16 protein-coding genes are annotated in these 20,239 nt (G+C 70.9%); 10 read left to right on the top strand and 6 right to left on the bottom strand.

Annotated features, from left to right (window positions below):
* Positions 1 to 94: 94 nt before the first annotated feature.
* Complete coding sequence (locus ACFYQ5_RS15555) at positions 95 to 922, top strand: VOC family protein (protein ID WP_389197818.1); 828 nt, start codon at positions 95 to 97, stop codon at positions 920 to 922.
* Positions 923 to 941: 19 nt separating this feature from the next.
* On the opposite strand, the gene ACFYQ5_RS15550 is transcribed toward ACFYQ5_RS15555, so the two are convergent.
* Positions 942 to 1,514 carry a DUF6328 family protein gene (locus tag ACFYQ5_RS15550; protein WP_389197817.1) on the bottom strand — a complete coding sequence of 191 codons (573 nt, stop codon included), beginning with the start codon at positions 1,512 to 1,514 and terminating at the stop codon, positions 942 to 944.
* 255 nt (positions 1,515 to 1,769) lie between these two features.
* On the opposite strand from ACFYQ5_RS15550, the gene ACFYQ5_RS15545 reads away from it, so the two are divergent.
* Entirely contained in the window at positions 1,770 to 2,156 is a 387-nt protein-coding gene (locus tag ACFYQ5_RS15545; protein ID WP_389197816.1) for a VOC family protein, read from the top strand.
* A 66-nt stretch (positions 2,157 to 2,222) separates the two neighbouring features.
* Here ACFYQ5_RS15545 and ACFYQ5_RS15540 read toward each other — a convergent pair whose 3' ends face one another.
* Positions 2,223 to 2,705: a GNAT family N-acetyltransferase gene (locus ACFYQ5_RS15540; RefSeq protein WP_389197815.1), complete on the bottom strand. Its 483-nt coding sequence runs from the start codon at positions 2,703 to 2,705 to the stop codon at positions 2,223 to 2,225.
* A gap of 87 nt (positions 2,706 to 2,792) precedes the next feature.
* On the bottom strand, positions 2,793 to 3,164 hold the full coding sequence (locus tag ACFYQ5_RS15535; RefSeq protein WP_389197814.1) for a hypothetical protein: 372 nt from the start codon (positions 3,162 to 3,164) through the stop codon (positions 2,793 to 2,795).
* A 168-nt stretch (positions 3,165 to 3,332) separates the two neighbouring features.
* Here ACFYQ5_RS15535 and ACFYQ5_RS15530 point away from each other — a divergent pair, with 168 nt between their 5' ends.
* Complete coding sequence (locus tag ACFYQ5_RS15530; RefSeq protein ID WP_389197813.1) at positions 3,333 to 4,154, top strand: alpha/beta hydrolase fold domain-containing protein; 822 nt, start codon at positions 3,333 to 3,335, stop codon at positions 4,152 to 4,154.
* Positions 4,155 to 4,342: 188 nt separating this feature from the next.
* On the opposite strand, the gene ACFYQ5_RS15525 is transcribed toward ACFYQ5_RS15530, so the two are convergent.
* Both ACFYQ5_RS15525 and ACFYQ5_RS15520 read right to left on the bottom strand, forming a co-directional pair.
* A complete protein-coding gene (locus tag ACFYQ5_RS15525; RefSeq protein WP_389197812.1) occupies positions 4,343 to 5,137 on the bottom strand; it encodes a tyrosine-protein phosphatase in 795 nt (264 codons plus the stop codon).
* 108 nt (positions 5,138 to 5,245) lie between these two features.
* Complete coding sequence (locus tag ACFYQ5_RS15520; RefSeq protein ID WP_389197811.1) at positions 5,246 to 5,740, bottom strand: SHOCT domain-containing protein; 495 nt, start codon at positions 5,738 to 5,740, stop codon at positions 5,246 to 5,248.
* A 331-nt stretch (positions 5,741 to 6,071) separates the two neighbouring features.
* Between ACFYQ5_RS15520 and ACFYQ5_RS15515 the strand changes: the two genes are divergently transcribed.
* The 5 genes from ACFYQ5_RS15515 to rho all read left to right on the top strand — a co-directional run bounded on the left by ACFYQ5_RS15515 (position 6,072) and on the right by rho (position 15,221).
* Positions 6,072 to 8,450 (top strand): ATP-binding cassette domain-containing protein, encoded by a 2,379-nt coding sequence (locus tag ACFYQ5_RS15515; RefSeq protein WP_389197810.1) that lies wholly within the window; start codon positions 6,072 to 6,074, stop codon positions 8,448 to 8,450.
* Positions 8,451 to 8,616: 166 nt separating this feature from the next.
* Positions 8,617 to 10,473, top strand: a complete 1,857-nt coding sequence (gene mutA / locus ACFYQ5_RS15510) for a methylmalonyl-CoA mutase small subunit (RefSeq protein ID WP_389197809.1) — start codon at positions 8,617 to 8,619, stop codon at positions 10,471 to 10,473.
* The gene (scpA, locus tag ACFYQ5_RS15505) at positions 10,473 to 12,707 is read left to right on the top strand and encodes a methylmalonyl-CoA mutase (RefSeq protein ID WP_389197808.1); all 2,235 of its coding nucleotides are present in this window, start codon (positions 10,473 to 10,475) and stop codon (positions 12,705 to 12,707) included. Before mutA ends, scpA begins: the two co-directional genes overlap by 1 nt.
* A 22-nt stretch (positions 12,708 to 12,729) precedes the next feature.
* Positions 12,730 to 13,719 carry a methylmalonyl Co-A mutase-associated GTPase MeaB gene (meaB, locus tag ACFYQ5_RS15500; protein ID WP_389197807.1) on the top strand — a complete coding sequence of 330 codons (990 nt, stop codon included), beginning with the start codon at positions 12,730 to 12,732 and terminating at the stop codon, positions 13,717 to 13,719.
* 362 nt (positions 13,720 to 14,081) lie between these two features.
* Positions 14,082 to 15,221: a transcription termination factor Rho gene (gene rho / locus ACFYQ5_RS15495; protein ID WP_389197806.1), complete on the top strand. Its 1,140-nt coding sequence runs from the start codon at positions 14,082 to 14,084 to the stop codon at positions 15,219 to 15,221.
* Between the two features lie 95 nt (positions 15,222 to 15,316).
* On the opposite strand, the gene pgm is transcribed toward rho, so the two are convergent.
* A complete protein-coding gene (pgm, locus tag ACFYQ5_RS15490; protein WP_389197805.1) occupies positions 15,317 to 16,963 on the bottom strand; it encodes a phosphoglucomutase (alpha-D-glucose-1,6-bisphosphate-dependent) in 1,647 nt (548 codons plus the stop codon).
* Between the two features lie 610 nt (positions 16,964 to 17,573).
* On the opposite strand from pgm, the gene ACFYQ5_RS15485 reads away from it, so the two are divergent.
* Both ACFYQ5_RS15485 and ACFYQ5_RS15480 read left to right on the top strand, forming a co-directional pair.
* Positions 17,574 to 18,749, top strand: coding sequence for a glycosyltransferase family 4 protein (locus ACFYQ5_RS15485; protein ID WP_389197804.1), 1,176 nt, complete (start codon positions 17,574 to 17,576; stop codon positions 18,747 to 18,749).
* A complete protein-coding gene (locus tag ACFYQ5_RS15480) occupies positions 18,746 to 20,236 on the top strand; it encodes a sugar transferase (RefSeq protein ID WP_389197803.1) in 1,491 nt (496 codons plus the stop codon). Before ACFYQ5_RS15485 ends, ACFYQ5_RS15480 begins: the two co-directional genes overlap by 4 nt.
* The last annotated feature ends 3 nt before the right edge of the window (positions 20,237 to 20,239 follow it).

Below are 20,239 nucleotides of genomic sequence, written 5' to 3'. Positions count from 1 at the left end.
CCGCGTGTTGCGGGAGTCGCCGGGGCGCATGAGGCTGGTCCTGGCCGCGCGGCACCGAAGAAGTCATGCCGCAGAACCGATAAGGCAGTGGACCATGACTCCTAGTGATCCGCGGACCGCGCCGGAACCGGCGGTGCTGAGCGGTGCGAGCGCTCCGTGCTGGGTTCACCTGGTGACCCGCGACCTGGAGGACGCGCAGCGCTTCTACGGCACTGTGCTCGGCTGGACGTTCCGCCCCGGACCGCTGGGCAGGGACTTCCTGATGGCGCGCTCGGACGGGGTGCCGGTGGCGGGCATCGGCGCGGTCGCGTCCGCCTACCAGGTGGGCGTGGCCTGGATGCCCTACTTCTCGGTCCGGGACGCAGATGTCGTCTCGGACCGCATCCGCGAACGCAGCGGCACCGTGGGGGTGGGCCCGCTGACGGTCGGGCAGGGCCGCGCGGTCCTGGCCGCCGACCGGGACGGGGCGTCCTTCGGTGTCTGGGAGTGGAGAGGGCGCGCGGCCACCCTCGCGCCGTCCGGGAACCGGGCACACGCCTGGCTCCGGCTGCGCACCAGGGACGCCTTCGACGCCGCGATCTTCTACGGCGAGGTCCTCGGCTGGGAGAGCGGTGAGCCCGGCGGCTGCGAGGTGGCGTACGTGAAGGAAGAGGTCCTCGTACGCTGCAACGGCCGTCCGCTGGCCCGGATCAGCTCAGGTGCCGTGGAGGCCGCTCCCGACCCGCAGGTGCGCCCGCACTGGCAGGTGCAGTTCCCGGTGGCCGATGTGGGCGCGACGGTCCTCGCCGCGGAGCGGAACGGCGGGGCCCTCATGGAGCGGCGCGGCGTGCAGCACGGCAGCGAGGCGACGCTGCGGGACCCGGACGGGGGGCTCTTCACCGTGACGGACGTACGCAGCCCGGCGGACGAGGACGACGACTGAGGGCGAGGAGCCGGCCGGGTCAGGTACGCGGGTCGGCGTCCTGGGCCTCTCGCCCGCCGGCCGGCCGACGGCCGCTGTGCCGGACGATGGCCCACAGGGGGAAAACGAACCAGCAGACCAGGAACCACAGGGCCATCGCGCCCACCAGCCACAGTGCTGCCACGTTGTGCAGGGCGACCCGCAGGATGAGCAGCAGCGTGCTGCACATCGTGCAGAAGAGCAGAGCGAGCCCCAGCTTCGTGAGACGTGAGGCCCAGACGACCGTCTGCGGCTTCATCCGGCGTCCGGTGAGCAGCCGGTGGTACGACACGGGCCCTATCAGGGCGGCCGCGGTCGCGGACCCCAGCATGACGGTCACGACGTAGATGTTCCGGTCGACGGTGGAGAGATCGGCGAACCGGGGCTGGAAGACCACCGCGAGCAGGAAGCCGAACAGGATCTGAACGCCGGTCTGAGCCACCCGGAGTTCCTGGAGCAGATCGCCCCATTGCCGGTCCGCACGCTCCTCGTCGGTCTCGTACCGTCCGCTGCGCGGGTTCCTCCCGGCCCTGTCGCGCTCGTTCCCCTCACTGCCCGCCGGTATCTGTCCCATCGATGCCTCCCGCCTCGTAGAGGTGGTACTGGTGCCGCGCGGAGCTGTGGTGAGTCCTTGTTCTCCATGGTGGGCAGCCGTTGGGAAATCCACCACAGCAACGGGCGGACGGCCGGGAAGCCAGGCCGGTCAGAGGCCACGACCTCGACGCACCGTGACAACTCGCTTAGGATCGGTGTACGGCATCGCGCGTCGGTCACCGGCCGGGTGAGGCGTGGAGGTAGCCCGTGAGATGCCTGTTGGAGGCATTCCACAGTGTCAGTCGAGTTGAATCACACCATCGTCCACAGCCGGGACAACCGCGAGTCCGCCGAGTTCCTGGCGCACATCCTGGGTCTCACCGTCGGAACCGAATGGGGCCCCTTCATCCCGGTCGTTCTCGCGAACGGCGTCACGCTGGACTTCGCGACCGTTCCCGCCGATTCGATCACCGTGCAGCATTACGCGTTCCTCATCTCGGAGGCGGAGTTCGACACGGCCTTCGGTCTCATCGAGGAGAAGGGGATCACGTATTACGCCGATCCCCACCGTAAGCACCCCGGCGAGATCAATCACAACGACGGCGGACGCGGGGTGTACTTCCCCGACCCCAGCGGCCACGGGCTGGAACTCATCACCCGTCCGTACGGCGGCTGGTCGTAGACGTCTCTCCGCCCAGGGCGCACGCGAGTGGCCCGGCCGCGATCCGTGATCCGGCCGGGCCGCCGGTCAGAGGGCGTCGTCGACCGTGAGCGTCAGCTCCGGCCGGTCCCACATCACCGCGGGCGGCCGGGCCGCGACGGTACCGGTGCGTTCGGCGCCCACGCTGCGGTAGAAGCCCTCGGCCGGCGGGTGCGCGACCACACGTACGGCGGCCAGGCCGGCGTGGCGCGCCTCGTCGAGCAGGTGGCCGACGAGGAGCCGGCCGATGCCCCGTCCCTGGGCATCGTCTGCGACGAACATCAGGTCGAGTTCCGGCGGGGACAGGATCAACGCGTAGAACCCCAGCACCCGGCCGTCGTCGTCCTCGGCCACGTGGACGACGTGCGTCTCGATGTAGTCCGGGCCGACCTTGTACCCCTCGACCATGGGTGCGTACGGGCCCTCGTAGGCGCGTGACCTGGTGACCAGGCGGGTGAGCCGCTTGGCGTCCCGTGCGACAGCTCGTCTGACGTGGACCTCGCCACGCCGGTCCGTCCTGCTCGGTCTCATGAGGCGAGTATCGCGCACTCCGGTTGCCGGACACGCATGCCGCTCGCGGCGCCCCGGCACCCTGGAACCGAGGCCCGGCAGGGCTGTTCATTCCGCTGTCGCCCTGGGCGCGTACTCGGTGGCGGGCCGGGACGGCGTGCTCATGCCGTTGCCCAGGCAGTAGTCGACTTCGTGCGGCTGCGTGTATCCCTTGGCGGTCATGTCGTTCCGGTAGGCGGGGTTGTGCGCGAGGGTGTACGGACGGGTGTCGGTCGGCTTGTTCGTGGTGAGGACGATGAGTTCGTCGTAGGAGGCGTTCGTGAAGACGGCCTCCTCCCGCCAGTCGCCGAGCGAGGTGTCCGGTTCCGTCAGCTGCATCGCCTCGCCGGTGTCTCCGGCACACCCGATGGCATGATCGAGGTCGCTTTCCCCGACGGGTCCCTCGCCCGGGTACGGGGAGATCTCCTCGCGGCTCCTCACCTCGGTACCGCACGCGTCCGGGAGCCGCGGCCCGGATGGCAGCAACGACAGCCCATGGAGGCCTCAGTGACCCGCCGCCCTTCTCCTTCCGAGGCGCCGCCCCGATCCAAGCCACGGCATCGGGAGTCCGGGCACGACGCCACGGTCCCGCCGGCGATACCCGGTTCCGTGACGACCGAGGACCTCTGCGCCGAAGGGCCCCACGGCACGGTCCCGCTGCGCCTCTACCTGCCCGCCACCCGCCCCACCGCCACCCTGCTCTGGATGCACGGCGGCGGTTTCAGCAGGGGCACGCTCGACTGGCCGGAGGCGCACCTGGTGAGCGGGGAGCTCGCCGCACGGGCGTCGGCCCGCGTGGTGTCCGTCGACTACCGGCTCGCCGGGAACGGCATCGTCTTCCCGGTCCCTCTCGACGACGTGTACGCGGCGTGGGAATGGCTCACCGCCACGTTCCCCCCGTCGGAGGGCGAGATCCGGGCCCTGGGGGGCGCCAGCGCGGGGGCGGCACTCGCTCTGGGATGCGCGGTCCGCGGCCGGGACGGCTCCTTGCCGGCAGACCGTCTCCTGCTCGCCTATCCGTTCGCGCATTACCCCAACCCGGCGCTCGACGCCGGGACGGTACGCGAGATGGAAGGGATGCAGGACATCCACCGCTTCCCTCCGTCCACGGTCGACGCGATGGTGGCCACCTACGTGGGCAGAACAACTGATCTTCCCCGGCTGGCACTCCCGGGCGCCGCGCGGCTCGACGGTCTGCCGCGCACGGCGCTGGCGCTCTCCCAGTACGACGAGCTCAGGCCTTCCGGGGAGTTGCTCAGCCGCCAACTGGCCTCCGTCGGCGTGCCGGTGAGCCTGCATGTCGCGTCGGGGATGCCGCACGGCCACCTCAACCACTGGCCTTCACCCCCGGAGGCGTCGGCGTCACTGGACTTCCTGGCCGACGCGCTGTCGTCCGTTTCCACCGGGCGGACGGGGACCGCCACGTCATGAGGCAGGGTCACCGCCATGGATCGATCCCCTGCGGTGCTTCATCTCCGCACTCGCGTCGGGTGACAAGGAGGAGCTGTGTCCGGGGCCACGTACGTCTGTCGCGGCCGGGGGACCCGGGACGCCGTCCGGATCGGCGCCCGCGCCTCCCTGCTGTTCCAGCTGTGCGGCGGACCGGGACGGCCCGTACGTCAGACCGGGACGGCCAGGTCGTCGCGGAGCCGTTCGGCCACAGCCGGGGGGAGGCGCAGCGCCTTGGTCAGGTAGCCGTCCAGGCCGCCCCAGCGCTCGTCCATCGCGTCCAGGGCCACCTCGAGGTACCGGGGCCGGGCCTCGATGACCGCACACGCGATGTCCGGGTCCCCGCCCTCGTCGAGAAAGCGCCGTACCGTGGGCCCGAAGGCTGCGCGCACCGCCCGGTTCACCGCGAGGAACTCCGCCCGTACGACATCACGTGAGGCCCCCGCCATCATCAGCAGCAGCGCGGTGGCCCAGCCCGTCCTGTCCTTCCCGGTCGCGCAGTGGAAGAGCAGCGGTCTCGCCCGCGGATCCGCGACGGTGTCGAGGAGGGCACGGTAGGCGGCGGCCGCCCCCGGGGAGAGGACCATCTTCCGGTAGGTCTGCGCGAACAGTGCCTCCGCCCTTCCGCCGCCGAGCAGGCCGGCTGCTCCGTCCGGGTCACTGAGCAGCGCCTTGAGCCGCGCCGGCGTCACCCCCGGGTTGTCGCCGAGGACGTCGGCGACGAAGAGCCTCGCGCCCGCCGGGAGCCGGTCGGGCGCCCATCGGCGTTCGTCGGCGCTGCGCAGATCGACGACGGTGCGGATACCGAGTGCGGCCACCGCCATGTCGTGTTCTCGGAAATCGCTCAGCTGGCCCGAGCGGAGAAGGATTCCCTGCCGCAGGCGGCGGTGGCGCCCCAGGGCGATACCGCCCAGATCGCGGAGGTTGACAACGGTGGAGGCGGGGACGGCCCGGGCGGTCTGCACGATGAACTGCCTCTTTCCCGACAGACTGCAGGTCGGAATCAAACGTCGCACGGCGTGCGAATATCGACAAAGGGAACGTGAGGTACCAGGGCGCCGGCCGGTGGGGATTCAGTCGGCGAGGATCCTCGTCTTCTGCTCCGAGAATTCCGTGTCGGTGAGAACGCCGCGCTGCTTCAGGTCGGCGAGCCTCTCGAGCAGCGTGATGACGTCGTCCCCGCCGTCCGCCGGGACCCGCTCATGGGCCAGGAGTTGGCCACCCGCCTCCTGGGCCGCCCGGGTGAGAGGTACCGACCAGAGGTCCTCCCAGACGATCAGCGCGGCGGAGCTCTCCTCCGTCAGACGTCCGAGGGCGTCAAGTCCCGCGATCTGTGGCAGCCCGGCCGGCGGGTCGTCCGGGGGATCGAACGGTACGAGCCTCTGGGGGTCCATCTCCCTCAGCCCGACGCGCTCGATGGCGCCTGCCGCTGTTCTGCGGGCAAAGGCCAGGTCGAGGATGCGTACCGCGTCGGACGCGACGGCGTCGGCCAGTACGGGCGCGATCGCGTCGGCGAAGTGCCCGACGGGAAAGGTGACGACGAGGTACTCCACAGGTCCCACGGCCACGATGCGTCCTTCCCGTGCGGTTCTGGATCGGTTCTGGATCGGTTCTGGATCGGTTCTGGATCGACAGCAGCTTAACTTCGGGCAATCCGCTACGCACTGTGAAAATAGATGACAGAAGAGACGTATATGGTCCACCGGGCGGGCCAGGGCGAGTCCACGCGACCGGTCAGGATTGAAGAAGCACATGCGGCCGGCCGCCCGTAGCGTGATCCGCATCCGCTCCTCGACCGGCCGAGCAGGCGTTTCCGCCCCGGCCGACACCGCCGGGCTGATAGACAACGACCGTCGCCGCGACCGCGCGGCCCGCGTGACAGATGGAGAAAAGACGAGCATGGCCACCAGGACCGACGAGCCGCATGTTGCCGACAGCCACGGTCTGATCCGCGTGCACGGCGCGCGCGTGAACAATCTCAAGGACGTCAGTGTCGAGATCCCGAAGCGCCGGCTGACGGTGTTCACCGGCGTCTCCGGCTCCGGCAAGAGCTCGCTGGTCTTCAGCACCATCGCCGCGGAGTCGCAGCGGATGATCAACGAGACCTACAGCACCTTCGTCCAGGGCTTCATGCCGACGCCGGCGCGACCCGAGGTCGACGTCCTCGACGGGCTCACGACCGCGATCACCGTCGACCAGCAGCGGATGGGTGCCGACCCCCGTTCCACGGTCGGCACCGCCACCGACGCCAACGCGATGCTGCGCATCCTCTTCAGCCGGCTCGGCACACCGCACATCGGCCCGCCCAGCGCCTACTCCTTCAACACCGCCTCGGTCCGGGCGAGCGGCGGGATCACCGTGGAACGCGGTGCCGCCAGGACCAGGACCGTGAAGGCGACCTTCAACCGCACCGGCGGAATGTGTACGCGCTGCGAGGGCCGGGGCTCGGTCTCCGACATCGACCTCACCCAGCTCTACGACGACTCGAAGTCGCTCGCCGAGGGTGCGTTCACCATCCCGGGCTGGAAGTCGGACAGTCAATGGACCGTGCAGGTCTATGCCCAGTCAGGCTTCGTCGACCCGGACAAGCCGATCCGCGCGTACACCAAGAAGGAGCTGCGGGCCTTCCTCTACGGGGAGCCGGTCAAGGTCAAGGTCAACGGTGTCAACCTCACCTACGAGGGGCTGATCCCCAAGATCCAGAAGTCCTTCCTGTCCAAGGACAAGGAGGCGATGCAACCGCACATCCGGGCGTTCGTGGAGCGGGCGGTCGCCTTCACCACCTGTCCCGAGTGCGACGGCACCCGGCTCAGCGAGGGCGCCCGGTCCTCGAGGATCAAGCGGATCAGCATCGCCGACGCCTGCGCGATGGAGATCCGCAACCTCGCCGCATGGGTGCGCGGCCTCGACGAGCCGTCGGTGGCGCCGCTGCTCGCCGCGCTGCAGCAGACCCTCGACTCGTTCTCGGAGATCGGCCTCGGCTATCTCTCGCTCGACCGGCCGGCCGGCACGCTGTCGGGTGGCGAGGCGCAGCGCGTCAAGATGATCCGCCACCTCGGCTCCTCGCTCACCGACATCACCTATGTCTTCGACGAGCCGACCATCGGTCTGCACCCGCACGACATCCAGCGGATGAACAGCCTGCTGCTGCGGCTCCGGGACAAGGGCAACACGGTGCTCGTCGTGGAGCACAAACCGGAGACGATCGTCATCGCCGACCACATCGTCGACCTCGGCCCGGGGGCGGGCAGCGCGGGCGGCACCGTCTGTTTCGAGGGCACCGTCGAGGGTCTGCGGGCAGGCGACACCGTCACCGGCCGCCATTTCGACGACCGGGCCGCCGTCAAGAAGTCGGTGCGCGAGCCCACCGGCGCGCTGGAGATCCGCGGGGCGTCGACACACAACCTGCGGGACGTCGACGTCGACATCCCGCTCGGGGTACTGACCGTCGTCACCGGCGTCGCCGGATCCGGCAAGAGCTCGCTCGTGCACGGGTCGATCCCCGCCGGCGAGAACGTGGTGTCGGTCGACCAGAGCCCGATCAAGGGCTCACGGCGCAGTAACCCGGCCACGTACACAGGACTGCTCGACCCGATCCGCAAGGCGTTCGCCAAGGCCAACGGCGTGAAGCCGGCACTGTTCAGCGCCAATTCCGAGGGCGCCTGTCCCACGTGCAACGGTGCGGGCGTCATCTACACCGACCTGGGGATGATGGCCGGTGTCGCGACGACCTGCGAGGACTGCGAGGGGAAGCGGTTCGACTCGTCGGTGCTCGAATACCACTTGGGCGGGCGCGACATCAGCGAGGTCCTGGCGATGTCGGTGGCCGAGGCCGAGGAGTTCTTCGGCAGCGGCGACGCGAGTACGCCGGCTGCGCACCGCGTCCTCGGCCGGCTCGCCGACGTGGGGCTCGGGTATCTCAGCATCGGCCAGCCGCTCACCACGCTGTCCGGCGGCGAGCGGCAACGGCTCAAGCTGGCCACCCACATGGCCGAGAAGGGCGGCGTCTACGTCCTCGACGAGCCGACCGCCGGTCTCCATCTCGCCGACGTCCAGCAGTTGCTCGGTCTGCTCGACCGGCTCGTCGACTCCGGCAAGTCGGTCGTCGTCGTCGAGCATCATCAGGCGGTCATGGCGCACGCCGACTGGATCATCGACCTCGGGCCCGGAGCCGGCCACGACGGAGGACGGATCGTCTACGAAGGCACGCCGGCCGACCTCGTCGCCGGCCGCTCCACCCTCACCGGCGAGCACCTCGCGGCCTACGTGGGCGCCTGACCGGAGCGGCCCGACGCCAACCGCCGTGCCCGGCGTCGGGCTTCGCCTCCGGCAGGGTTCCCCGGTACAAGGCCGTCCTACCCGGAGCATCCCCCACATTTCGGCGAGTGCAAGGTCACAGTCGGTAGCCCTGCTGCACGTCAGAGTGCTGACCTAGCATCTGACCATGACGGTCCTGCCTGCCGACGGGCTTCCCCTGGCCGCCGAGTTCCCCGACCCTTCCCACGATCAGTGGCAGAGCCTTGCCGAAGGCGTACTGCGCAGGTCAGGTAAGGAAGTCACGGGTTCGGCCGCCGAGGAAGCGCTGTCCACCGCGCTCGGGGACGGGCTCACAGTCCGCCCGCTGTACACCTCCATCGACGCATCGGCGGACCCAGGTCTGCCCGGCTTCGCGCCCTTCACCCGGGGCAGCAGGGCCGCAGGGAACACCACGGACGGGTGGGACGTGCGCCAGCGCCACGAGCTGGCCGATCCCGTGCGCCTGAACGAGGCGGTTCTCGGCGATCTGGAGAACGGCGTCACCTCGCTCTGGCTCGCCGTCGGCGGGCCCGGCGGGGTTCCGGTCACGGGCCTGGCCCGTGCGCTGGAGGGCGTCCTTCTCGACCTGGCGCCCGTCGCGCTCGACGCGGGCGCCGACCCCGGGCCCGCCGTCCGGGAGCTGCTCGCGCTCTACGAGGCCAAGGGTGTCTCCAAGGAAGCCGCGCTGGGCACCCTCGGGGTGGATCCACTCGGGCGGGCAGCGCGTACTGGCACGGAGCCGGAGCTGGGCGGCGCCGTCCACTGGTCGCTGCTGTGCTCCCGCGAGTACCCGGGGCTGCGCGCCCTGGCCGTGGACGCGCTGCCGTACCACGAGGCGGGCGGCTCCGCCGCGCAGGAGCTGGGGCTCTCGCTGGCCACCGGTGTCGCCTACCTCCGGGCGCTGACGGCGTCGGGGCTTTCCGTCGAGCAGGCGTGCGGGCAGCTGGAGTTCCGGTACGCGGCGACGGCCGACCAGTTCCTGACGATCGCGAAGCTGCGCGCGGCCCGGCGGCTGTGGGCCCGGGTCGCCGAGGTCTGCGGGGCCCCGGACGCCGGGGCGCAGCGGCAGCACGCCGTGACCTCGTCGGTCATGATGACCCGCCGTGATCCCTGGGTGAACATGCTGCGGACGACGCTGGCCTGTCTGGGCGCGGGTGTCGGCGGAGCCGAGTCCGTGACCGTACTGCCGTTCGATCACGCACTGGGCCTGCCGGACGCGTTCGCCCGGCGGATCGCCCGTAACACGTCGACGATCCTGATGGAGGAGTCGCATCTGGCCCGGGTGACGGACCCGGCCGGCGGTTCCTGGTACGTCGAGCGGCTGACCGATGAACTCGCCGCTGCGGCCTGGTCGTTCTTCCAGGAGATCGAGCGGGCCGGCGGTCAGGCCGCCGCTCTGCGCTCCGGCATGGTCCAGGAACGGCTCGCGGCCACCTGGGCGGCCCGGAGCAAGGATCTGGCGCGGCGCAAGGAACCGGTGACCGGGGTCAGCGAGTTCCCGGCTCTCGACGAGCGGCCGGTGGAGCGCGAGTCCGCCCCCGCCGTGCCGCCTGGCGGCGGACTGCCCAAGGTCCGGCGCGACGAGGCGTTCGAGGCGCTGCGTGCCCGGTCGGACGCGCACCTCGCGGCCACGGGAAGCCGCCCGAAGGTGTTCATCGCGGCGCTCGGGCCCGCTGCGGTGCACACCGCACGGGCCTCCTTCGCGGCGAATCTCTTCCTGTCGGGCGGCATCGAACCCGTCCACGAGCCGGTTTCCGTGGACGCGTCGACCGTTGCCGCGGCCTTCGCCGCCAGTGGGGCGACGGCCGCCTGCCTGTGCTCGACCGACACGCTCTACGCCGAGCAGGCCGACGCCGTCGCCTCGGCCCTCAGGGCTGCGGGCGCCGACCGGATCCTCCTCGCGGGGCGGCCGGGCGAGTACGTCGGGGCGGACGTCCATGTGTTCACCGGCTGCGACGTGGTCGCCGTCCTCTCCTCCGAACTCGACCGCATGGGAGTGGCGTGATGCAGACCCCTGGGACCAGCGAGTCCCCCAAGACCCCCGTGCCGGACTTCTCCGACGTCGCGCTGAACGGCGGGCCTTCCCCCGCGGTCACCGAGGACCGGTGGCACGCCGCGGTGAAGGAGTCGGCCGGCCGGTCCGAGGACGAGCTGCTCTGGGAGACCCCGGAGGGCATCGAGGTCAAGCCGCTGTACACCGGGCGGGACCTGGAGGGGGTCGACTTCCTCGGGACCTACCCCGGCATCGCGCCGTACCTGCGCGGTCCGTACCCGACGATGTACGTCAATCAGCCCTGGACGATCCGTCAGTACGCCGGATTCTCCACGGCCGAGGAGTCGAACGCCTTCTACCGGCGGAACCTCGCGGCCGGGCAGAAGGGCCTGTCCATCGCGTTCGACCTGCCCACCCACCGCGGTTACGACAGTGACCATCCCCGGGTGACGGGCGATGTCGGTATGGCGGGTGTGGCGATCGACTCGATCTACGACATGCGTCAGCTCTTCGACGGCATCCCGCTGGACAAGATGTCGGTGTCGATGACGATGAACGGCGCGGTGCTTCCCGTACTCGCCCTGTACATCGTCGCAGCGGAGGAGCAGGGGGTCGCCCCCGAGAAGCTGGCCGGGACCATCCAGAACGACATCCTCAAGGAGTTCATGGTCCGCAACACCTACATCTATCCGCCCGGCCCCTCGATGCGGATCATCTCCGACATCTTCGCGTTCACCTCGCAGAAGATGCCGCGCTACAACTCCATCTCGATCTCCGGGTACCACATCCAGGAGGCCGGCGCGACAGCCGATCTGGAGCTGGCGTACACCCTGGCCGACGGGGTGGAATACCTGCGGGCCGGGCAGGCGGCGGGCCTGGACGTGGACGCGTTCGCCCCGCGCCTCTCGTTCTTCTGGGCGATCGGCATGAACTTCTTCATGGAGATCGCGAAGCTGCGGGCGGCGCGGCTGCTGTGGGCGAAGCTGGTCAAGGAGTTCGGACCGAAGAACGCCAAGTCGCTCTCGTTGCGCACCCATTCACAGACCTCCGGCTGGTCCCTGACCGCGCAGGACGTGTTCAACAACGTGACGCGGACCTGCGTCGAGGCGATGGCGGCGACCCAGGGGCACACCCAGTCGCTGCACACCAACGCGCTCGACGAGGCGCTGGCCCTGCCGACGGACTTCTCGGCGCGGATCGCCCGCAACACCCAGCTGCTGCTCCAGCAGGAGTCCGGCACCTGCCGGGTCATCGATCCGTGGGGCGGCAGCGCGTACGTGGAACGGCTGACGCACGACCTGGCTCAGCGGGCCTGGCAGCACATCGAAGAGGTCGAGGCGGCCGGCGGCATGGCCAAGGCCATCGACGCGGGCATTCCGAAGCTCCGGATCGAGGAGGCCGCGGCCCGGACTCAGGCGCGGATCGATGCCGGACGCCAGCCTGTCATCGGGGTGAACAAGTACCGGGTCGAGACCGACGAGAAGATCGACGTGCTCAAGGTCGACAACTCCTCGGTGCGCACCCAGCAGATCGAGAAGCTGCGCCGGCTGCGCGAGGAGCGCGACGAGGCCGCCTGCCAGGAGGCGCTGCGCGCCCTGACCGCCGCGGCGGAACGGGACCCGGGACCGGGGCTCGAGGGCAATCTGCTGGCGCTGGCCGTGGACGCCGCCCGGGCGATGGCCACGGTCGGGGAGATCTCGGACGCGCTGGAGAAGGTGTACGGCAGGCACGCGGGCCAGATCCGTACGATCTCCGGCGTGTACCGCAAAGAGGCAGGAGAGTCCCCGTCCGTGGACCGCACCCGCGCCCTGGTCGATGACTTCGAGGAAGCGGAGGGACGGCGTCCGCGTATCCTCGTCGCCAAGATGGGCCAGGACGGACACGACCGCGGCCAGAAGGTGATCGCGACGGCCTTCGCCGACCTGGGCTTCGACGTCGACGTCGGCCCCCTGTTCCAGACGCCGGGCGAGGTCGCCCGGCAGGCGGTCGAGGCGGACGTGCACATCGTGGGCGTCTCGTCACTCGCCGCCGGTCACCTCACGCTCGTACCCGCGCTGCGCGAGGAGCTGGCCGCCGAGGGCCGGGAGGACATCATGATCGTGGTGGGCGGTGTGATCCCGCCGCAGGACATCGACGCGCTGCACGAGGCGGGTGCCGCCGCGGTGTTCCCGCCAGGCACCGTGATCCCGGACGCCGCCCACGACCTGGTCGCACGGCTCGGCGCCGCGCTCGGCCACGACCTGTGAGCCGCTGACGGTGGCTGGGACGGTGAGAACGCATATCGACATCGACGCCTATGCCAAGGGTGTGCTCGACGGGAGACGGGCGTTCGTCGCGCGCGCGATCACTCTCGTGGAGTCGACCCGCCCCGACCACCGGGCGCTGGCACAGCGGTTGCTGAGCGAGCTCCTGCCCCATGCCGGGCAGGCCAGGCGCATCGGGATCAGTGGTGTGCCTGGCGTGGGGAAGTCCACGTTCATCGATGCGCTCGGCACGCTGCTGACGGGGCTCGGACACCGGGTCGCGGTACTGGCCGTGGACCCGTCTTCCAGTCGTACGGGCGGTTCCATCCTGGGTGACAAGACCCGGATGGAACGGCTGGCGGTGGATCCCCGGGCGTTCGTACGCCCCTCCCCCACGGCCGGGACGCTCGGCGGGGTGGCCAAGGCGACCCGCGAGTCCATGGTGGTGATGGAAGCGGCGGGCTATGACGTGGTGCTGGTGGAGACGGTCGGGGTCGGGCAGTCGGAGACGGCGGTCGCCGACATGGTCGACACCTTCCTGCTGCTCACCCTGGCCCGTACCGGCGATCAGCTGCAGGGCATCAAGAAGGGTGTCCTGGAGCTGGCCGACGCCATCGCGGTCAACAAGGCCGACGGGCCGCACGAACGCGACGCCCGTTCGGCGGCGCGCGAACTGGCGGGCGCGCTGCGGCTGATGCACCCCGTGGACGCGGCCTGGACTCCCCCGGTGCTGACATGCAGCGCCAGGGAATCGACCGGGCTGGACGCGCTGTGGGAGCGGCTGGAGCAGCACCGTACGCTCCTGGAGTCCACCGGGCGGCTGTCGGCCAAGCGCCGTGAGCAGCAGGTGGACTGGACCTGGGCGATGGTGCGCGACGAGCTGCTGGACAGTCTGCGCAGCCATCCAGCGGTGCGTACGCTCACCCCGGAGCTCGAACAGCGCGTCCGTGAGGGTGAGTTGACGGCCACACTGGCCGCCGACCGGATCCTGCAGGCGTTCCGCGGGGACGACTGAGGGCCGGTAGGGGGGCACGTCACCTTCGGCGCCCGGGGCGGCTGAGGAAGCGCGCGGAGCAGGACAAGACAGTTTGGGAACGGGGAAGCCCCGGTCTCGCCCACCGCCTGACTGTGGGCGGGGCCGGGGCTTCCCCGTTCCCGGACTTGCGTGGTACGGTGCCTTCAGCACACGTGATCGCCCGAATCGGGCGCCGGTGCTTCTCCCCCGCTGTGGCGTCCGTCCTTTGACGACGGCGATCCAGCTTCTCGCACCACTTCTTCCATCCGGTTCGGGCTTCTTCCGCCCGTCGCACGAGGCGTGCTTTCTCCGCCTTGCCTTCGCCGGACCTCTCATTCGCCTTGTCCGCGAAAGGACCCGCCATGACCAGCACACTCGAACGCCCCGTAGTCCGGCAGAATCAGCCCGTCCGCACCGTCGGTGTCCTCGACACCACGAACAACGGACACGGCGTACTGCGCACCGACGGTGGCCACCCCTCCCCCCTCGACGTCCAGGTGTCGCCCGCGCTGATCCGGCGGTACGGCCTGCGCAAGGGCGATGTCGTCGAAGGGACGTGCGACCGGCCTCGTGCGCTGTCCGGTGTCGACTCCGTCAACGGCCGTGCGGCGCACGAGCTCCGGGGCCGCCCGCACTTCCGCGACCTCACCCCGCTCCACCCCCGGGAGCGACTGCGTCTGGAGAGGCCGGACGGGGGCCCGGCCCCGCGGATCATCGACCTCGTCTCACCTGTCGGAAAGGGGCAGCGCGGCCTGATCGTCGCACCGCCGAAGACCGGCAAGACCGTGCTGCTGCAGCAGATCGCCGCATCGGTCGCCGTCAATCATCCCGAGTGCCACCTGATGGTGGTCCTCCTGGACGAACGCCCGGAAGAGGTCACGGACATGCGCCGTTCCGTGCGCGGCGAGGTGTACGCCTCCACCTTCGACCGACCCGCCAAGGAGCACATCGCGCTCGCGGATCTCGCCGTGGAACGCGCCAAGAGGCTGGTCGAACAAGGCCGGGACGTCGTGATCCTCCTCGACTCCCTCACCCGGCTGTGCCGCGCGCACAACAACAACGCCGGGGCCGGCGGCCGCACGTTGAGCGGCGGCGTGGACGCGGCGGCACTCACCGGCCCCAAGAAACTGTTCGGAGCGGCCCGGCTCGCCGAGGAAGGGGGTTCACTCACCATTCTGGCGACCGTACTGGTGGACACCGGCTCCCGCGCCGACGACTACTTCTTCGAAGAGCTCAAGAGCACCGGCAACATGGAGCTCCGCCTCGACCGTACGTCGGCGGACCGGCGGGTCTTCCCCGCGGTCGACATCACTCCTTCCGGCACCCGCCGCGAGGAACTCCTGCTGCCCGCAGGGGAACTGGCCGCCGTACGCGGACTGAGGCGCGCCCTCCGGTCGAGGGACGCCCAGGCCACGCTCGAAGCGCTGCTGGACAAGATCCGCAGGACCCCCGACAACGCCGCCTTCCTCCGGCAGGTCCAGCAGACCGTCCCTGCCGCGTGACCGCACGGTGACCCGGCTCGTCGACGGCGTGCCCGGGCTCGTACGGCGGATTAAGGCCGGGGCGGGTGGACCCGGCCGGTCCGCCGCCCGGCTGCTCAGCCTGTGGCACCCAGTGCGTCGGCGACCAGGGCGCGGGCCTCGTCCTGGACCCTGGCCAGGTGTCCGGCGCCCTGGAAGCTCTCCGCGTACACCTTGTAGACGTCCTCCGTGCCGGACGGCCGGGCCGCGAACCACGCGCTGTCGGTGCAGACCTTGAGCCCGCCGATGGCGGCGCCGTTGCCAGGTGCCTCGGTGAGCACGGCGGTGATCGGCTCACCGGCCAGCGTGTCCGCGGTGACCTGCTCCGGGGAGAGCCTGGCCAGCACCGCCTTCTGCTCGCGGGTCGCCGGCGCGTCGACCCGGGCGTAGGCCGGATCGCCGAACCGGGCGGTGAGTTCGCCGTAGTGCTGGGAGGGGGTGGAGCCGGTGACCGCCGTGATCTCGGAGGCGAGCAGGGCCAGCAGGATGCCGTCCTTGTCGGTGGTCCACACCCGGCCGTCGCGGCGCAGGAAGGACGCTCCTGCGGACTCCTCGCCGCCGAATCCGAGGGTGCCGCCGAACAGCCCGTCGACGAACCACTTGAAGCCGACCGGGACCTCCACCAGCTGACGCCCGAGGTCTGCGGCGACCCGGTCGATCATGGAGGAGGAGACCAGGGTCTTGCCGATGCCGGTGCCGGCCGGCCAGCCCTCACGGTGGGAGCAGAGATAGCGGATGGCGACGGCCAGGTAGTGGTTGGGGTTCATCAGCCCGCCGTCGGGCGTGACGATGCCGTGCCGGTCGGCGTCGGCGTCGTTCCCGGTGGCGATGGTGTACGCGTCGCGTCGCTCGATCAACGAGGCCATGGCGTGCGGCGAGGAGCAGTCCATCCGGATCTTCCCGTCCCAGTCCAGCGTCATGAAACGCCAGGTGGGGTCGGCGAGCGGATTGACGACCGTGAGGTCCAGCCGGTGACGCTCGGCGATCCGCCCCCAGTACGCGACCGAGGCGCCGCCCAAGGGGTCGGCGCCGATCCGGATCCCGGCATCGCGTACGGCGTCCAGGTCGAGGACGGCCGGGAGATCGTCGACGTAGGCGGTCAGGAAGTCGTGCCGCCCGGTGGTGCCGGCGGCGAGTGCCCGGGCGTAGGGGATCCGCCGGACCTCCTTCAGACCGCCCTCGATCAGGGCGTTGGCCCGGTCCTGGATCCAGGAGGTGGCATCCGAGCCGGCCGGCCCGCCGTGTGTCGGGTTGTACTTGAACCCGCCGTCGGCGGGCGGGTTGTGCGAGGGCGTGACGACGATGCCGTCGGCGAGGCCGCCCGTGCGGTCGCGGTTGTACGTCAGGATCGCGTGGGAGACGGCCGGGGTGGGGGTGTAGCCGTCGTCGCTGTCGATCAGGACGGTGGCACCGTTGGCGGCCAGCACTTCCACGGCCGTGACCCGGGCGGGTTCGGACAGTGCGTGGGTGTCGGCGCCGAGGAACAGCGGCCCGTCGGTGCCCTGCCGCTCCCGGTAGTCACAGATGGCCTGGGTGGTGGCGGCGATGTGGTCCTCGTTGAACGCCGCCGCGAGTGCCGATCCCCGGTGGCCCGACGTTCCGAAGGCCACACGCTGGGCGGGCTCGGCCGGGTCGGGGTGAACCGTGTAGTAGGCCGTCACCAGCCGTGCCACGTCCACCAGGTCGCCGGGCTGCGCCGGCTGACCGGCCCGTTCGTGAACCATCGCTTCTCCTCTGTCCTCATCGGCCGTTCGCGGACCGCCATGGGGCGGACGATCATCACGAGTTGTACCCGATACTGCCTCTTCGGCCGCACTCGCGGGTGAGCGGCCGGACCAGAAGTACATCCGAGGCGCACGGGGTCCTGGGACCGTTCCGCCCTGGTTGGCCGGTTCGCGCGGGAGGACGCCGGGATGCGGCGGGAGCGGGAATTCCTCCCGGACGACCGGAACCCGGCAGGCGGAACACGGGCAGCCGTGATCGGGGCGGTCAACTCGGCGAGAATTGCGGCCCATTACCTTCATACGTTTCCGGGGCCGTCGGATTCGCCCTCACGCATACGAGCCGAGGCATACAGCACGGACATCATGCGGCACAGCCGGGAACAATGACGGCCATAGTCGTCCGACACGCCGCAGGATCCGGGATACCCGTGGCCGACGGTTCGGCCGGAGACAACCCATGTGGTCATGAGCGCGAGTCATGCGTGTTTTCCCACGCACATTCTGCCACAGTGCGTTTCGGTTTAACCCACTTGATCTCCGCCGCCAAATTCCTTACCGCCGGTGTTTTACGCGAACCGGCTCTTCGGGGGCATGTGAAAGAGAGCCGTGCGTGCTGCAGAAGAGTTGCACCGACGAAAGCCGACTGACCGTTCTTCACCTGGTCCAGCCGGTGGACGGAGGAGTCGCACGCGTCGTGACCGACCTCGTCGCGGCGCAGGTCCGGGCAGGACTGCGGCCCGTCGTGGCCTGCCCGCCCGACGGACCTCTGGCAGCCGGGGCGTCCGCCGCCGGGGCCCGGGTGTGCGCCTGGCCGGCGGAGCGCGCTCCCGGCCCCGGTCTGGCCCGGGAGGTCCTCACGGCAAGCCGTCTGATCCACGCGTGTGCTCCCGACGTGATCCATGCCCACAGTGCCAAGGCCGGGCTCGCCGGGCGCCTGGCCGTCCGCGGCCGGGTTCCGACGGTCTTCCAGCCACACGCCTGGTCGTTCGAGGCTCTGGAGGGCAGGGCCGCGGGACTGGCCACGGTGTGGGAGCGGCTCGGGGCCCGGTGGAGCGACCGCATCGTCTGCGTCAGCGAGTCCGAGCGCCGGGCCGGCCAGCGCGCGGGCATCTCGGCGCGCTGGTCAGTGATCCACAACGGCATCGACCTCGGCCGCTTCCGGCCCGCCCGCGCGGGTGCCGGCGTGTCGGCCCGCGCCTCGCTTCCGCTGCTCCGGGGGATCCCGGCCGATGCGCCGCTCGTCGTGTGCGTCGGACGCCTGAGCCGGCAGAAGGGCCAGGACGTGCTGCTGCGGGCCTGGCGGACGGCAGCGGTGGGCGGTGCGCGCCTGGTCCTGGTCGGCGACGGGCCGTACGGGGACGAGCTGCGGCGCGCCGCGCCCCCCGGCGTGCTCTTCACCGGGGCCAGCACGGATGTGCGGCCCTGGATCCACGCGGCGGAGCTGCTGGTTCTCCCCTCGCGCTGGGAGGGGATGGCTCTAACCCCCCTCGAAGCCATGGCCTGCGGCACGCCCGTCCTGCTGACCGACGTCAACGGGGCCAGGGAAAGCCTGCCCCCCGGTCATCTGCCCCACTGCCTCGTGCCGCCCGAGGACCCCACGGCCCTCGCGGCGGCGCTGACCACGCTGCTGAGCGACCCGGCGCTGCGGGCGGAGCTGGGCCGCACGGCCCAGCTCCGCACCCGGTCGGTCTTCGACGTGACGAAGACCGCCGGAGCGGTCCTGCGCCTCTACCAGGAACTTGTCGGCCAGTCCCGCCCCACGACGAGGAAGCACACCGAGCGATGACGACGGAGAGTACACCTGTTCCCCGAGCCACCCAGGCGACTGCCGTGCGGCACACCGCTTCCGCGATCCGGCCGCCGCGCGGCGGCAGTCAGGGCGGCACTCCGGCCCCCCGGACCGCCGGAGGCATCCGGTACCGGCGGGCGCCGGCGATGCTCATGACCTCCGACGTGCTCGCGCTCGGTCTGGCCGTGGCCCTGGTCGCCCCCGCGCCGTGGCCACCGCTCGCCGTCCTCCTGCAGGCCGCCGTCCAACTCCTGCTGAACGCCTGCCGGGGCCTCTACCGCACCAGGCTCTCCCCGTCCGCTCTGGCGGAACTGCCCGCGCTGGCCGGGCTGGCCGTGGTCCAGTGGTACGTCGTCACCCACCCGGTGGCCGCCCACGACCCGCTGCGCGCCACCGGGTGGGTGACCCTCGGCTGTGCGGCGGGCGTCCAGACCCTGGTGAGTTTCGGGGCACGCGCCCTCGTCCACCGGTCCCGGCTCTGGTCGGCCGCACGCGATCCGCAGTCCACCCTGGTGGTCGGCGACGGTCCGGTCGCCGACCGGGTCATCGCCGTTCTGCAGGAGCACACGCGGTACGGGATGCGGCCGGTCGGCCGGCTGGTGGGCTCGGGCACGGATGCGGGCGAGACGGCGGAAGCGCCGCCGGGCGAAGCGCCGCTGCCGGTCCTCGCGTCGGTGCAGGACGCCCGCCGGGCCGTCGTGCAGAACTCCGTGCGGCACGCCGTCTTCACGGTTCCGCCCGAGACCGCGCCCGACGGGGCGGAACTCTTCTCCCTGTTCGCACGTCACGGCTGCCGGGTGTGGCTGATCACCGATCAGGGAACGGTCGCGCGGTGCCGTGGCGCGTCCCGGCCGGACCATGTGTGGGGCTTCGCGGCACACCCGCTGCATGCCCCGCACCGTCCGGTGGCTCGCCGGGTGAAGCGGGCCACGGACGCCGTCCTGGCCTCGGTCGCCCTGGTCGCGGCGTCCCCGGTGATGGCCGCCTGCGCCCTCGCCGTACGCGTGTGCGACGGACCGGGCGTCATCTTCCGTCAGGAGCGGATCGGCGGGCACGGACGGCCGTTCGTCCTGCTGAAGTTCCGGACCCTGCGCCCGGCCGACGCCCACGAGTCGGCCACCCGGTGGAACGTGGCGGCGGACCGGGGCATGAGCCGTGTCGGCAGGTTGCTGCGCAGGACGTCGCTCGATGAGCTGCCACAGCTGTGGAACGTCGTACGCGGCGACATGAGTCTGGTCGGTCCGCGACCCGAACGTCCCTACTTCGTCCAGCAGTTCAGCCGGACACACCCTGGTTACCGGGCCCGGCACCGGATGCCCGTCGGCATCACGGGGCTCGCCCAGGTGCACGGCTTGCGCGGCGACACCTCGATCGAGGACCGGGCCCGGTTCGACAACCACTACATCGAGACATGGTCGCTGTGGCAGGACATGTGCGTGCTGGCGCGCACGGCCGGCACGGTGTTCCGGCTCGGAGGCAGCTGAACC

Origin of the sequence: Streptomyces sp. NPDC005794 (genome assembly GCF_042871445.1) — a bacterium.
GTDB lineage: Bacteria > Actinomycetota > Actinomycetes > Streptomycetales > Streptomycetaceae > Streptomyces.
Note: the sequence above shows the minus strand (reverse complement) of the source record. Positions and strands in the feature narration are given on the sequence as shown.

Excerpts from the sequence above, each read along its gene's own strand:
- ACFYQ5_RS15540 (WP_389197815.1), bottom strand. The coding sequence starts at position 2,705 with ATGAGACCGAGCAGGACGGACCGGCGTGGCGAGGTCCACGTCAGACGA.
- ACFYQ5_RS15515 (WP_389197810.1), top strand. The coding sequence starts at position 6,072 with ATGGCCACCAGGACCGACGAGCCGCATGTTGCCGACAGCCACGGTCTG.
- scpA (WP_389197808.1), top strand. The coding sequence starts at position 10,473 with ATGCAGACCCCTGGGACCAGCGAGTCCCCCAAGACCCCCGTGCCGGAC.
- ACFYQ5_RS15555 (WP_389197818.1), top strand. The coding sequence starts at position 95 with ATGACTCCTAGTGATCCGCGGACCGCGCCGGAACCGGCGGTGCTGAGC.
- rho (WP_389197806.1), top strand. The coding sequence starts at position 14,082 with ATGACCAGCACACTCGAACGCCCCGTAGTCCGGCAGAATCAGCCCGTC.
- pgm (WP_389197805.1), bottom strand. The coding sequence starts at position 16,963 with ATGGTTCACGAACGGGCCGGTCAGCCGGCGCAGCCCGGCGACCTGGTG.
- mutA (WP_389197809.1), top strand. The coding sequence starts at position 8,617 with ATGACGGTCCTGCCTGCCGACGGGCTTCCCCTGGCCGCCGAGTTCCCC.
- ACFYQ5_RS15550 (WP_389197817.1), bottom strand. The coding sequence starts at position 1,514 with ATGGGACAGATACCGGCGGGCAGTGAGGGGAACGAGCGCGACAGGGCC.
- ACFYQ5_RS15480 (WP_389197803.1), top strand. The coding sequence starts at position 18,746 with ATGACGACGGAGAGTACACCTGTTCCCCGAGCCACCCAGGCGACTGCC.